The 12,975-nt window shown below is 71.1% G+C and carries 15 protein-coding genes; 6 read left to right on the forward strand and 9 right to left on the reverse strand.

The features are described from left to right. Positions 1–116: 116 nt before the first annotated feature. The gene (locus tag ACFKCF_RS48440; protein ID WP_394502352.1) at positions 117–737 is read right to left on the reverse strand and encodes a DUF6461 domain-containing protein; all 621 of its coding nucleotides are present in this window, start codon (positions 735–737) and stop codon (positions 117–119) included. Between the two features lie 482 nt (positions 738–1,219). Here ACFKCF_RS48440 and ACFKCF_RS48445 point away from each other — a divergent pair, with 482 nt between their 5' ends. The 3 genes from ACFKCF_RS48445 to ACFKCF_RS48455 all read left to right on the forward strand — a co-directional run bounded on the left by ACFKCF_RS48445 (position 1,220) and on the right by ACFKCF_RS48455 (position 3,033). Further along, complete coding sequence (locus ACFKCF_RS48445; protein ID WP_394502354.1) at positions 1,220–1,642, forward strand: hypothetical protein; 423 nt, start codon at positions 1,220–1,222, stop codon at positions 1,640–1,642. A gap of 102 nt (positions 1,643–1,744) precedes the next feature. Continuing rightward, positions 1,745–1,987 carry a hypothetical protein gene (locus tag ACFKCF_RS48450; RefSeq protein ID WP_394502356.1) on the forward strand — a complete coding sequence of 81 codons (243 nt, stop codon included), beginning with the start codon at positions 1,745–1,747 and terminating at the stop codon, positions 1,985–1,987. A gap of 215 nt (positions 1,988–2,202) precedes the next feature. Beyond that, complete coding sequence (locus ACFKCF_RS48455; RefSeq protein WP_394502358.1) at positions 2,203–3,033, forward strand: maleylpyruvate isomerase family mycothiol-dependent enzyme; 831 nt, start codon at positions 2,203–2,205, stop codon at positions 3,031–3,033. Between the two features lie 105 nt (positions 3,034–3,138). On the opposite strand, the gene ACFKCF_RS48460 is transcribed toward ACFKCF_RS48455, so the two are convergent. Next, positions 3,139–3,771 carry a DUF2238 domain-containing protein gene (locus ACFKCF_RS48460; RefSeq protein WP_394502360.1) on the reverse strand — a complete coding sequence of 211 codons (633 nt, stop codon included), beginning with the start codon at positions 3,769–3,771 and terminating at the stop codon, positions 3,139–3,141. 132 nt (positions 3,772–3,903) lie between these two features. On the opposite strand from ACFKCF_RS48460, the gene ACFKCF_RS48465 reads away from it, so the two are divergent. Beyond that, positions 3,904–4,851: a GlxA family transcriptional regulator gene (locus tag ACFKCF_RS48465; RefSeq protein WP_394502362.1), complete on the forward strand. Its 948-nt coding sequence runs from the start codon at positions 3,904–3,906 to the stop codon at positions 4,849–4,851. Positions 4,852–4,899: 48 nt separating this feature from the next. On the opposite strand, the gene ACFKCF_RS48470 is transcribed toward ACFKCF_RS48465, so the two are convergent. Continuing rightward, positions 4,900–5,613 carry an expansin EXLX1 family cellulose-binding protein gene (locus ACFKCF_RS48470; protein WP_394502364.1) on the reverse strand — a complete coding sequence of 238 codons (714 nt, stop codon included), beginning with the start codon at positions 5,611–5,613 and terminating at the stop codon, positions 4,900–4,902. 149 nt (positions 5,614–5,762) lie between these two features. Here ACFKCF_RS48470 and ACFKCF_RS48475 point away from each other — a divergent pair, with 149 nt between their 5' ends. Then, on the forward strand, positions 5,763–6,131 hold the full coding sequence (locus ACFKCF_RS48475; protein WP_394502366.1) for a hypothetical protein: 369 nt from the start codon (positions 5,763–5,765) through the stop codon (positions 6,129–6,131). Here ACFKCF_RS48475 and ACFKCF_RS48480 read toward each other — a convergent pair. The 4 genes from ACFKCF_RS48480 to ACFKCF_RS48495 all read right to left on the reverse strand — a co-directional run bounded on the left by ACFKCF_RS48480 (position 6,107) and on the right by ACFKCF_RS48495 (position 10,671). Continuing rightward, on the reverse strand, positions 6,107–8,653 hold the full coding sequence (locus ACFKCF_RS48480) for an ATP-binding protein (RefSeq protein ID WP_394502369.1): 2,547 nt from the start codon (positions 8,651–8,653) through the stop codon (positions 6,107–6,109). The two genes, ACFKCF_RS48475 and ACFKCF_RS48480, sit on opposite strands and share 25 nt — an antisense overlap. Positions 8,654–8,737: 84 nt before the next feature. Continuing rightward, on the reverse strand, positions 8,738–9,370 hold the full coding sequence (locus ACFKCF_RS48485; RefSeq protein ID WP_394502371.1) for a response regulator: 633 nt from the start codon (positions 9,368–9,370) through the stop codon (positions 8,738–8,740). Continuing rightward, positions 9,367–10,473, reverse strand: coding sequence for a sensor histidine kinase (locus ACFKCF_RS48490; RefSeq protein ID WP_394502373.1), 1,107 nt, complete (start codon positions 10,471–10,473; stop codon positions 9,367–9,369). Before ACFKCF_RS48490 ends, ACFKCF_RS48485 begins: the two co-directional genes overlap by 4 nt. A gap of 3 nt (positions 10,474–10,476) precedes the next feature. Then, complete coding sequence (locus tag ACFKCF_RS48495; RefSeq protein ID WP_357727000.1) at positions 10,477–10,671, reverse strand: hypothetical protein; 195 nt, start codon at positions 10,669–10,671, stop codon at positions 10,477–10,479. A gap of 80 nt (positions 10,672–10,751) precedes the next feature. Here ACFKCF_RS48495 and ACFKCF_RS48500 point away from each other — a divergent pair, with 80 nt between their 5' ends. Further along, positions 10,752–11,447 (forward strand): class I SAM-dependent methyltransferase, encoded by a 696-nt coding sequence (locus ACFKCF_RS48500; protein ID WP_394502376.1) that lies wholly within the window; start codon positions 10,752–10,754, stop codon positions 11,445–11,447. Here ACFKCF_RS48500 and ACFKCF_RS48505 read toward each other — a convergent pair. Beyond that, positions 11,428–11,592 carry a hypothetical protein gene (locus ACFKCF_RS48505; protein ID WP_394502378.1) on the reverse strand — a complete coding sequence of 55 codons (165 nt, stop codon included), beginning with the start codon at positions 11,590–11,592 and terminating at the stop codon, positions 11,428–11,430. The genes ACFKCF_RS48500 and ACFKCF_RS48505 overlap by 20 nt on opposite strands. 104 nt (positions 11,593–11,696) lie before the next feature. Beyond that, positions 11,697–12,881, reverse strand: a complete 1,185-nt coding sequence (locus ACFKCF_RS48510) for an FAD-dependent monooxygenase (protein ID WP_394502381.1) — start codon at positions 12,879–12,881, stop codon at positions 11,697–11,699. Positions 12,882–12,975 lie beyond the last annotated feature (94 nt).

The raw sequence follows: 12,975 nt of genomic DNA on the forward strand, positions 1-12,975 counted from the left end.
GACCGCTCGTCCGCACAGCGCCGAAAGACCTCTTGCTCCAGGGCAGCGTGCAACGGCTCGGGAACGTCGCCAGACTGACGAGCCGAGGCACGAAAGGGGCGCGGGGCGGAAGTCCATCATCCGGGCTCACCTTCCGGGATCACGTAAAGGGCGTGGACGGCGCCCAGCCATCTCTTGTTGATTTCCACTCCGGTGACCCGCCCGATGAGCCTCAATGCCGAGGTGATGCTTTCGGCTACTTCAACGGGAGCTTCCTCTCCCATCTGATCGCCATTGAGATGGAAACGCAGCCCGGTCATATGCGAATCCAGCGCGTCCGGAGCTGCGCCGGACCGCACATTTGGATTTGTGATCTCGAATTGTGTGACGATCGTCCCGTCGACCGCATAGGTGACCGGGCCTGGCCCTCCTGGGCTCCATCCCATGCTGATGGCCCTGACGCCATCGTCGGAGATTGCTTTCAGCGCGGAGCCGCTCGCGCATGGACGGTCACCTATCACGGCAATCCACGTGCCGGCCTTTCCCACGAGGATGGCCCGATCGCCGTAGGCGTGCATGGTGATGCCGGCGCAGTCGCCGAATGTGGCCGCAGTGGCCGAACCCAGGTCGGCGCCCAGGCGGCGCGCCACTTCCCGTTTGTCGAGACCCTCACACCAGACCGCGTAGAAGGCGGGGAGCGGATCTTCCGCATCGTCGTAGGAGCAGAGCAGTTCGTAGAGGTGATCGCGACCGGTCATTCAATCCATTCCCTGATGAACAGGCCGCCCGCATTACGCCCGGCGGCAAATCCACTTACGGCACGACGGAGACCCAGAAAGTGGTTTCCGCCACCTACTCTGTATCGTGCGAAGAAGACGGCGCGATGCCAGCCTTCATTCGAGCTGTGGCCGGCGTCGAGGGCAAGAACGGAGTAGTTTCCGTCCCCATTTCCTGCGTCTTGGGATGTCACCACGAACGGGTACTCATCACATTCCTTGTCCTGCGCTGGCAACTGCTCATGCCGGGGGCGCAGGTGCGGCCACTCGTGCGGGTCCGCCGCCGGCCCAGATGCCACGCTGTAATCGACGTATCCACGCCGGGCCCCTCGCAGCACCTACGCACACACGAAACGGGCCACGGAGGTATCGATGTGCGAACCGTCACATGGAGCATGATCGCCGGTGGTGGCCGTGGATCGCCGGTAATCATGATCACACCAATGGCAATCGAAAGGATATTCGTGCGCGCACGCAAGCTGGCGACCCTCCTGTCCGGCGCGACTCTGGTCGCCACCACCACGCTGGTAGCGGGCGCCGCTCCGGCCGGCGCGGCCGGCCCCTGTGGCAGCAGCTACTCCCGGGTCGGGGTCTACGCCATCAGCAGAGGGGACGGGACCCGCACGGGCACGCTGGAGGTGCACTACAGCTCCAGCGAGAGAAAGAACTGCGCCCTGACCTACGGTTACGGCGCCTACGCCAACACCACGAGCTGGAAGAGAGTCACGATCTCGCGGGGCGACGGCAGCGGTGAGAAGACCAATGCCGGACAGTTCAAGTACTACGCCGGCCCGGTGTACGTCTCCGCGCCCGGCCAGTGCATCGACGTTGCCGGCACCGTACCGGACTGGGTGACCCTCGAGCTCAACAACGTGCACTGCGACTGAGCTTCATTCGCGCGTCTGCACCTGGGCGTCCACATCTCCACCGAGCCGCTCCGGGGGAGCGTAGAGGTCAGAGGCGGCGTATTCCTCGATCTGTTCTGGCAGATGGGCACCCTGCGGTACGTCGAGCGCCGCATGACCTGGCGCGGGCCGTACGAGGAGATCGACCTGACCGGCGCGTCCGTCCGGTCCTGGAGGGAACTCGAGCGGTCGGAGCTGAAGGAGGTGCGCCCGTACGCGATGTACGTGGCGCTCCTCTGTACTCACCCCGAACTCGATGACTTCGAGCTGACGGCGGCACCTGACGACCTGCACGTCGTGGCCGAACTGCTCGGCCCCGAGAAATGACCGCCACCAGGCAGCGCCTTCCGGTCCCTGACCTGAGGGTGGGCCGTCCGGCTCCGTGATCGAAAGCCAGGCGTCGCCGGCGCGATGCCGTGTTCATTTCGTACGGCGACGCCCGTTGCCGTCCCGGCTCACCGCGCGGTCATCGCCCTCATCGCAGGTTGGGCCGGCTCGAAATCGGGTTCTCTCTGGAGACGGCGGTTCAGTAGGGTCGCGTCATGGCGATCTTCGGCCCGGTCATCGACGTGCGTCCCCTGTTCCCGCGTGAGCGGCAGGCCCTGCTGGACCTGCTGCGTGCCCTGGAGCCGGCGGACTGGGCCGAACCGACGATCTGTCCTGGCTGGGACGTGCACGACGTCGCCGGTCACGTCCTCAACGACTACATGCGGCGCCTGTCGGGCAGCCGCGACGGGTACGGGGGCGCCGTCTTCGCCGACGACGAGACGCTGCCCGCCTACCTGGCGCGGACCAACGACGAGTTCGTCCGGGCCGGCCGCCAGGTCAGCCCGCAACTGCTGATCCACCTGCTGGAACACCTGGGATCGCAGCTGGACGCCCTCTGGGCGGCACGCGACCTGCACGCGCCCGCCGACCTGAACGTGTCCTGGGCCGCCACGGACGTCGACAGCCCCGCCTGGCTCGACATCGGCCGCGAATACACCGAGTTCTGGGTTCACCAGCAGCAGATCCGCGACGCGGTTCGCCGGCCCGGAGCCACGCGGCCCGATCTCATGGCGCCGGTGCTGGACGTCTTCGCACGTGCCCTGCCGCACACCTTGAGGACGTACGAACGCCCCGGCGGCACAGCGGCTCTCCTGGAGGTGCTCGGGCCGGCCGGCGGGCAGTGGAGCGTGGCCTGGCAGGGTGGCCGATGGCAGATGGTGACGTCCGGCGACCGGCCGGCCGCGCGGGTCTCGATGGACCAGGACACCTTCTGGCGGCTGGCGACCAGGGGCATCACCGTCGAGGAGGCTCGCGCACGCTCGACCCGGAACGGCGACCCGGAGCTCACCGCGGCCATGACGACCTTGCTCGCGGTCGTCGCCTAGAACGGACGACCGCTTCCCAGACCGCGACCAAGCCGGTGTCGTTCCGGGACCTCACCATCCAGGTGGCGGGTCAAGAAGTCGGGTACCGAAGCATTGCGGGCCTCCTCAACCCGGGGGTGGGCACAGTCGCGCGAGCTGGCGGTCGTGCAGGCGGGAGAGGAGCAGGAGGGACGTGACGGCGCCGATGAGGGCGCAGGCCATGTCCCATTGGGTGTCCCACTGGTCGCCCTGGACGGCGAGGAAGGCGTCGGCCGCCTCCCCGGCCGCGAGCGCCGACCACCACTCCAGCATCTCGAAGAAGGCGCTGAAGGCCAGGCAGACGCAGACGGTCAGCGGGGCCAGCCACGCGCTGCCGCGCAGGGGGGAGGTCCGCGCCAGCACCTCGCGGAACAGGATCGCGGGCACGAATCCCTGCATCAGATGGCCGATGCGGTCATAGGGGTTGCGCGACAGCGCCAGCACGTCCTGCAGCCAGTGCCCGAGCGGGACCCGCGCATAGGTGTAGTACCCGCCGACGATCAGAACCAGCGCGTGGACGGCCAGCAGGCAGCACAGCAGCGTGGTGAGCGGGAAGCGCCGCCAGAGCACCACCAGGAGCGGCAGAGCGCCGATCACCCAGAAGGTCTCCAGGAGCCAGGTGAGCCGGTCGTAGGGCCGCACGCCCGAGACGACCAGAGCGAGAAGCACCACGGCGGCCAGGGCCAGGGGCAGCCGCCGGGCGGCGGAAGCAGGAGTCATGCGATCGGCCTCACGGTCAGGAGGGCACCGCACCCTGCACAGGCGAAAGCGACCAAAAGCGCTCCCTATGTCCAGATCCGTGGAATAGGTGTCCTTGTGGACACTCGTCGTGCGCCACAGACTACCCATGTGATGACGAATCGGTCCGACGAAGTGGTCTTCGCTGTGTCCGACGGAGTGTTGCTGCTCGACGTGGCCGGCCCCGTTCAGGTCTTCAACGACGCCGGTGGGTATCGGGTGCGGCTGGCTTCGCCGGACGGGCGGCCCGTTCGCAGCGATGTCGGCATCACGCTGAGCGTGGATGGTGCGCTGTCGGATCCGGACCTCGCCGTGGACACGCTGGTCGTGCCGGGCTATCCGAGGGGGTCGTCAGGGGTTCTCGGGTCCGCGCTGGTCGACAGGTTGCGGGAGCTGGCGCCGCGGGCCCGGCGGGTGGTGTCCGTCTGCACGGGCGCGCTGCTGCTCGCCGAGGCCGGGCTGCTCGACGGCCGCCGGGCCACGACGCACTGGGACGCCTGTGCCGAGTTCGCGGCGCGGTTCCCGGGCGTCACGGTGGAGCCGAACGCCATTTACGTACGCGACGGCTCGATCGTCACGTCAGCGGGTGTCACCGCCGGGATCGACCTCGCGCTGGCGCTCGTCGGCGAGGACCAGGGCGAGGATCGGGCCCGTGCGGTGGCCAGGCACCTCGTCGTGTTCCTGCAGCGCCCAGGCGGGCAACGCCAGTTCAGCGTCCCGGGCGCCGCTCCCGCGCCCCGCAACCCGACCGTACGCCGGGCGCTCGATCTGGTCGCCGCGGACCTGACCGCGGACCATCGCCTCACCACGATGGCCGCCAACCTCGCCGTCAGCGAGCGTCACCTGACCCGCCTGTTCCGCCGCGAGCTGGGGTCGACGCCGGCCCAGTTCGTGGAGCGGCTGCGGGTGGAAGCGGCGCAGGCGCGGCTGGAGTCGGGGGACGCCGCCGTGCCGGAAATCGCCAAAGCGTGCGGCTTCGGCTCGCAGGAGACGATGCGCCAGGCGTTCCTGCGGGTGCTGGGTGTCGCGCCGTCGGCGTACCGGCACCGGTTCCGGCTGTGACCGGCGGTCGGTCGCACGCCGTCCGGCCCCGCCCGGTGGCGCCCGCGTTCAGTACATCTTCGTGGTGGTGCGCTGGACGGTGGCCGGAGCCAGGCGGACGCCGTTGGCGGTGACCCGGTGGCCGCGGGTGTCGGTGACCCGCACGGAGAAGGGGCCCTGGCCCGCGCCGGACTCGGCCACCCAGTAGTTGTAGTCGGCCCGGGCCAGCTTGCGCCACGCGCCGCCGGCGCTCTTCACCTCGACCGAGGCGAGCGGGTTGCCGTGGTCGATGACCAGCAGGGCCAGCCACCACTGCGACGACCCCTCCTTGACGCGGAAGGAGAGCGGTTTGCCGAGCTTCGGGTTGGCGGCCGGGCGGTAGGTGACCCCCACCATGCCCTTGCCGGGGTCCGCGACGCGGGCGAAGGCCTTGCGGCTCAGATCGATGTGTCCGGCAGGGCACTCAGGGCACTGGTCGACGACCTTGACCTGCACGGAGCCCTTCGGCCCGGTGACGCTCAGGTAGCCGCCGCAGGCGGCCGCGGCGGCGTACTCGCCGCGGGAGAGCGCGACGTAGAGGCCGCCGGCGGGCGGCGACGGATAGGAGCAGTTGCCGCCCCCGGACCGGAGTTCGTAGAAGGTCGCCTTACCGCTGGTCGCCTTCGCCGGCGCGCTGGTGGCAGCGGTGCTCTCCCCGCTCCGGGCGGACTGGGCCAGGGCGGAGGCAGGGAGGAGCGAGGTCGCGGCGAGCGCGGCGGCGAGAATGGCGGTTAAGGGTCGCATCCAGGTGTTTCCTCTCCTATGGGATGGATGCGACAGTAGCGAATTCGGTATATCTCAGTACGGTAAAGCGTCAGATCTTCCGTGATATGTCCGGGAAATAGCCGGTTATTGCCCTGGATGTTCGGACGGCGACAATCGACACTCGCGCCATGAAATCGATGACCAAAGCACTGCTCACCGGGTCGGCGCTGGCCTGCCTGACGCTGGCGGGCACGACGGGAACGGCGCACGCGGCCACCGGACGGCTCACGTTGTTCAGCGGGACCGCCGGCGTCAGTTTCGTCTACGGGACCTGCCAGCCGCCGCGGGACTACCCGGTGGAGCTGTTCCAGGTCGACACGTTCGACAACCAGCCGGTTCCCGGCTGCCAGGCCGTGCTCACCGGCCGTTCGGGCGCGAGCCAGGTGCTCTGCGTGGGGCGCGGAAGCGTGCCGCCCGAGCTCCGCCAGGTGCTTCGCGTCCGGATCCAGCCGGGCACGGCCCCGCCGTGCGCTTACGGGCCGGCCGCGGGCAACTGATACGTATCGGCCGACGCCAGGTGGGCGCGGATGCTCTCGGTGTCCACCCCTGCCTCTTCGGTCCGGCCGATGCCGAGGGCGGACAGGATGGCCAGGGCTTCGGCCCAATGGCGCCGCGCGTGGTCGTGCCGGCCGATCCCGGCGTGGGCGTGGGCGAGGCCGTCGTGGGCGCGGGCCTGGTCGCTCGGCTGGCGCAGCTCCGAGGCCAGGTCCAGCGCCTGGCGGTGGCAGTCGAGCGCCTGGTCGGCGTGGCCGCGGGCATGCTGCAGCCGGCCCATGCCGTGGAGGGCTTCGAACTGCCAGTTGCTGTTGCCGATCTCGCACGCCAGGCGGAGGGCCTGGTCGTAGCAGTCGTACGCCTGCTCGTACCGTCCTTGGAAGCGGTGCAGGTGGCCCAGGCCGTTGAGGCTGTCGAGCTCGCCGAGCCGATGCCCGGTGCCGCGGGCCAGGCCCAGGGCCCGCGTGAAGTAGTCGGTGGCCGGGCCGAGCGCGTCCTGCCCGAGGTGGATGAAGCCGATGCCGAGCAGCGCCCGTAACTCGCCGGTGCGGTGGCCGATGGAGCGGGCGATGACGAGCGCCCGCGCCAGCTCGTCGGCACTCTTCTCGTACCACCCCATGATCCGGTGGACGTTGCCCGCGGCGATCAACGCGTCCAGCTCACCCGTACGGTGACCGATCGCCCGGGCGATGTCCAGCGCCTGCGCGAAGTGCTCGGAGGCCCGCGCGTACTCTCCCTGGAACCCGCGGACCATGCCGATGCCGTTCAGCGCCCGTAACTCGCCCGCTCGATGGCCGATGGCGCAGGCGATGGCCAGGGCGCGGGAGCTGTCCTCCAGGGCCGCCTCGTAGCGGCATCGCATCTGGCGGATCTCGCCGAGCCCGAGGAGGGCCTCCAGCTCGCCCGTACGGTATTCGGCGGCCCGGGCCGCCGACAGCGCCCACTCGAGGAGCGTCTCGGCCTCGACATACCGGCCGCGGGTGCGCAGGCACCGGTGCAGGGTGGCCGACAGGTGCCGGACGTGTTCGGAGAACCCCTGCTCGGTGGCCAGCTGCGCGAGGCTGAGCATGTTGGACAGCTCGGTCTCGAGCCACGCGGCGGCGTCGGCCACCGCGGGCGGCGCCACCTCGCCCGGCGCGAGCCGCGGCCGCATGTCCGCCTCGTAGGGATAGAGGACGTCCATCGCCGCCGATGCCGCGCGGCTGTAGTGGTTCAGCAGCCGCGCCGACGCGGCGCGACGATCGGACTCGGGCTCTTCGCCGGCGGCCCGTTCGGCGGCATGTGTCCTGATCAGGTCGTGGAATCGGTAGCGGCCCGGAACCGGCTCCTGCAGCAGGTGGACCTCCAGCAGCCGATCCAGCAGCGTCGAGGCCTGCTTGACGGTGGTGGCCAGCAGCGCGGCGGCCGCGTCGGGCGCTAGGTCCACGCCGGGATGCAGCCCCAGCAGCCGGTACGCCCGCCGCTCGGCGGAGGTGAGCTCCTCGTAGGACAGGTCGAGCGCGGCGGTGACGCTGTGCTGCCCGGCCCGCAGCTCGCTCAGCAGGTGCTGATGCTCTTCCAGCCGCTGCAACAGGTGCCGCACGCTCCAGGCCGGATGGGCCTTCAGCCGGGCCGCGGCCAGGCGGATGGCCAGCGGCAACAGCCCGCACCGCCGTACCACCGCGGCCAGCACCTCCCGCGGCACGCCCGCCACCCGGTTCTCGCCGGCGGTGCCGGTGAACAGCGCGATCGCGTCCGCGAGCGGCAACACGTCGACCGACACCGTACGGGCGTCGTCCAGCCCGACCAGCCGCCGCCGGCTCGTCACCAGCACCAGGCAGCCGCCCGCACCCGGCAGCAGCGGCCGCACCTGGGCCTCGTCGGCGGCGTTGTCCAGGACGATCAGCATCTTCCGCTCGGCCAGCACGCTGCGATAGAGCGCGGCCCGGTCGTCGAGGTGCTGCGGAATCGACTCCCCTGGCACGCCCAGCACCCCCAGCACGCGGGCGAGCGCGTCGGCCGGGTCGGCCGCGGCCATGCCCCGCGTGTGGCCGTGCAGGTCGAGGAACAGATCACCGTCGGGAAAGCCCGGAGCCAGCTGGTACGCGGCATGCACGGCCAGCGCGGTCTTGCCCACTCCCGCCATGCCGTCGATGGCGGTGACCATCACGGTGGCCGCGTCGCCGACGTCGTCGAGAACGGCCAGCTCCCGTGCCCGGCCGACGAACGCCGCCGCGTCGGCGGGCAACTGCCGCGGTGTCGGCCGCGCGCTTTCGGAAAAGCCGTTCGCGGCGCGCGTCAGAACGGACACCTCCGCGGCGTCCAGGCCCAGCGCCTCGGCCAGCAAGCGCACCGACGCGCTGCGCGGCCGCCGCAGCTCATCCGCCTCCAACCGGCGAACGGTGCGGACGTTGAGCCCCGCTCGCGCCGCCACCTGCTCCTGAGTCAGCAGCGCCCGCTCGCGCCAACTGCGTAATAACGCGCCCAGGCCCGGCCCCCCGACCGGACGGCCCGCCTCGGCGCCGTCGCGTGCTCCTGACGGCATGAACCCATCTCCCCGTGGTCAGCTGTCCGGATCGAGAACGAGCCTATGTCATTCTCCATCGGCCCGCTGGCCCAGGCGGAGGCGCTACATCAGGTTGTCGCGCGCGTAGGCGGCGGCCTCCGTGCGGTTGCGCACGCCGATCTTGGCGAAGGCGTTGTTGATGTGCGTCTTGACGGTCGTCTCCGCGATGAAGAGCGCCGAGCCGATCTCCGCGTTGCTCAGACCCCGGGCGACGAGCCTCAGCACCTCGACCTCCCGTACGGTCAGCCCGTCGGGACAGACCGAGACCGGCGGCGGCGCGGCGCGGGACAGCGCCTCGACCAGCCGGCGGGACACCGCGGCCGAGAACGTCGACTGCCCGGCGGCGGCCGAGCGCAGGGCGGCGGCGATCTCCGCGCGCCCGGCGTCCTTGGTGAGGTAGCCGCAGGCCCCGGCCAGCAGGGCGGAGTCCACGGACCGGTCGTCGTCGTAGGTCGTCAGCACCACGACGGCCACCTCCGGATGCGCGCGGGCGATCCGCCGCGTGGCCTCGACGCCGTCCATCACGGGCATGCGCAGGTCCATGAGCACGACCTCGGGACGCAGCTCGGCCACCAGCCGCAGTGCCTGTTCGCCGTCCCCGGCGTCGCCCACCACTTCCACGTCGTCGACCAGGTCCAGCAGCGCCACCAGGCCCTCGCGCATGAGCTGCTGGTCGTCCACGACCAGGACCTTCATTCCGGCACCTCCGCCCGTACCTCCCACAGGCCCTCCGACGGCCCCGCGCTCAGGGTCCCGCCGGCGAGCGCCAGCCGCTCGCGCATACCCTGCAGGCCGTGCCCCGTTGACGGCGCCGCGCCTTCGGCCGGGTACGGATTGCGCACCACCAGCCGGACGGCGCCCTCACCGTAGCCGATCTCGACCCTGACGGGCTCGCCCGGCGCGTGCTTGGCGGCGTTGGTCAGCGCCTCGCGTGCCGTACGCAGCAGGCAGACCTCCGCCGCCGGGGTGATCGGCCGCCGCGTGCCGGTCGTGCGCAGCTCGGCGGGCACGTCGTGGTCCCTGCGGTGCTCGGTGACCAGCAGGCTCAGCGCGTCGGGCAGCGGCGGCACGTCCTCGCGCAGCGCCGCCACCGCCGAGCGGGCCTCGACCAGCCCTTCCCTGGCCAGCGCCCGCGCCCGGCGGACGCGCGCCACCGCCCCCGCCACGTCGCCCCGCTCGGTGAGCATGGCCTCGGCGACCTCCAGCTGCACCCCGAGGGCGCCGAGGGAGTGCGCGAGCACGTCGTGGAGCTCCCTGGCGATACGGGTCCGCTCGTCGAGCGCCATGGCCCTGGCCCGGTCCTGCTGGGCCTGTCGGTACTGGCGCCGCTGCAACGCGAAGAGCACGGTGAGCAGCACGACCGTCCCGCGGACCACGATCGCCGACCGCGGCTGCTCCCACCACAGCAGGCTGCCGGCCATGAGCGCCAGGTCGGTCACGGTGACCGCGACGATCGCTCCCATGCTTGGCGTCACGTGCGCCGCGAACAGCAGCAACATCGCGAACACGAACACCGTGGGCGCCGACTCGGCCGACCCCGAAACCGACGCCGCGACCGCCGAACCCGCCGCCAGCAGAGCCACGGCCACGCACGGGAACCGGCCGTCGAGCAGGACGAAGGCCAGCCAGCACGCCATCGACCCGCCGAGCGCGGACCACATCAGGGCGGGGACGCGATCGGGCTCGGCGACCACGAGCGACCAGGCGAGGACCAGGCTCAGCAGCAGCCTGATCAGGCGGCCCGTCTCGGGGTCGTCGGCCGCCAGGAGCCGTACGACCCGCCCCCACACCTCCCGCATCGCCTAGCGCGAGTCCTTCAGGGTCAGAATCATGTCCACCAAGATAAGCCGGAAGGCCACGAATCCGACGACCACCAGCAGTGCCACGACGACGATCGCGAGCAGGAACTTGCCGTTCATCTTTCCCCCGTTGGCGTCCAGGAGCCGGCGCAGCAGTTCGAGCCAGAGGCTGCCCGGCCGTCCAGAGTGCTTGTCCATACCTGGGACGGTAGGGACGGGGCGGGGTGGAGCGGCACCTCCAAAGGGTGGAGAGCGGGGTGGAGTGCCATGATGGGCTGATGCCCCCGGAGACCGCTTACCACGGCGCGCTCGGAGACCAGTTCGCCGCGCATGCCACCTCCAGTCCGTACAACGCCTACGTCGACCGGCCCGCGATGCTGGAGCTCGCCGGTGACGTCGCCGGCGCGAAGGTGCTCGACGTCGGCTGCGGAGCCGGGCACTACGCGGCCGAACTGCTGGCCCGCGGGGCCGAGGTGGTCGGTGTCGACGGCAGCGCCACGCTGCTGGGCCACGCGCGGGCGCGGGTGGGCGAGCGGGCCGAGCTCCTTCTGCGCGATCTGGAGGAGCCGCTGGACTTCGCCGAGGACGCGTCGTTCGACGGGGCCGTGTGCGCGCTGGTGTTCCCCCACGTCACCCGTCGCGCGCAGTTGCTGGGTGAGCTGCGCCGGGTGCTGCGACCGGGGGGTTGGCTCGTGCTCTCGACCGGCCATCCGACCGCCGACTGGCAGCACTTCGGAGGCTCCTACCACGCCGACGACTGGGTCGAACTCTCGCTGGGCGACGGCCCGTACTCGATCCACTTCCAGCGGATGTCGCTGGAGGTGTTCCTGGGGGAGCTGCTGGCCGCGGGGTTCGTCCTGGAGCGGGTCGTCGAGCCGCGCCCGGTGGCCGCCCTGCGGGACATCGACCAGGCCGCCTACGACAAGCTGACCGAGCGGCCGTCCTTCCTCGCCGTCAGGCTCGTACGCCCTTGACCGCGCCCAGCCCGCCACCGAGTCCGATGAGGACACCGACCCAGCGGGGCGGGACGGCGCGCCAGGTCACGATCGCCACCAGCACCAGGCTCGCGTTGGCCATCAGGCCGACGGCGCTGAACGTCACGTTGATCAGGTTCAGCATCTCCCGGTACGCCTCCATCAGCGCGCCGCGGGCTCAGGCGAGGGCCGTCAGCAGCGACCAGCGGGACAGGAAACGCATGCTCATCTTGGATCCTTCCGTCACGGTCAGACGGTCACGGGGGTGAGCTTGCGGGACGGGGTGAGCCGGTTGCGGACCCATGAGGCGGCGGCCGCGGCCGGCCAGAACCGGCTCGCCAGGTTGCGCGCGACGATCCCGGCGCGGGTCGCGGGGACCATCATGGCCGCGGCCGTCGCGACGTTCCCCTGGCGCGGGTCCACCAGAGTGCGGTGCCGGGCCTCGTACCGCGCGAAGGCCGACTGCGGGTCGGCGGGGGTGGCGGCGAGCTCCTCGGCGAGGGTGTGGGCGCCGGCCATGGCCAGGGTGGAACCGTCGCCGAACAGCGACACCGACGAGGCGGCGTCGCCCAGCAGCGCGACGCGCCCCCTGGCCCAGGAGTCGAGGCGCACCTGGCTGACCGAGTCGAACCAGAGGTCGCCGGTGGCGCGGGCCTGCTCCAGCAGCTCGGGCACGCGCCATCGGCCGCCGGCGTAGGCGTCGGTCAGGATCCGCTTGTGCTGCGCGAGGTCGCGGTGGTCGAAGCCGTCGACCTCAGGGTGACGGAAGATGAAGGCCGCCAGGGCGCGGCCGTGGACGGGGTGGACGGAGGCCAGCCGGCCGGGGGCGTTGTGCAGGACGACGTCCTGCTGGTTGTCGGCCGGGCCGTTGAGCTGCATCGTCGCGACGTAGAGGCCCATGTGGCGGACGAACTCGGACTCGGGACCGAAGGCCAGCCGCCGGGTCGTCGAGTGGAGCCCGTCGGCTCCGATGACGAGGTCGAACCGGCGTGGCGCGGCCTTGCCGAAGGTGACGTCCACGCCGTCGCCGTCCTGGCTCAGCGCGGTCATCGTGTCGCCGAACAGCACCTCGGCCGAGTCGCGGCTCGCCTCGTACAGGATCGCCGCCAGGTCGGTGCGCGTCACCTCCACCTCCCGGCTGCCGGACGCCTGCTGCAGCGCCCGCATGTTGACCCGCCCGACCTGGCGGCCGGAGGCGTTGACGAAGCTCATCGCCGTCACCTGCGTGGCCGCCTGGCGCAGCCGCGGCATCACGCCCATGCGGTCGGCCACGTTCACGGCGGGGCCGCGGACGTCCACGGGGTTGCCGCTGGAGCGCAGGCCCGCGGCCCGTTCGACGACGGTGGGCCGGAAGCCGTGCCGCGCCAGCCAGTACGCCAGCGTGGTGCCGCCGATGCCGGCTCCGGAGATCAGGACTGTCGGGTTGGCCTTCATGACTCACTCCCTGGGGGTTGCCGTGTGTGGATGTGACTGTATGACGAGATTTGAAAGTTAGTCAATCGACAGGGGGTGAGTTGACCAGATTTCG

This window comes from Nonomuraea sp. JJY05 (assembly GCF_043496855.1).
Classification (GTDB): Bacteria; Actinomycetota; Actinomycetes; order Streptosporangiales; family Streptosporangiaceae; genus Nonomuraea.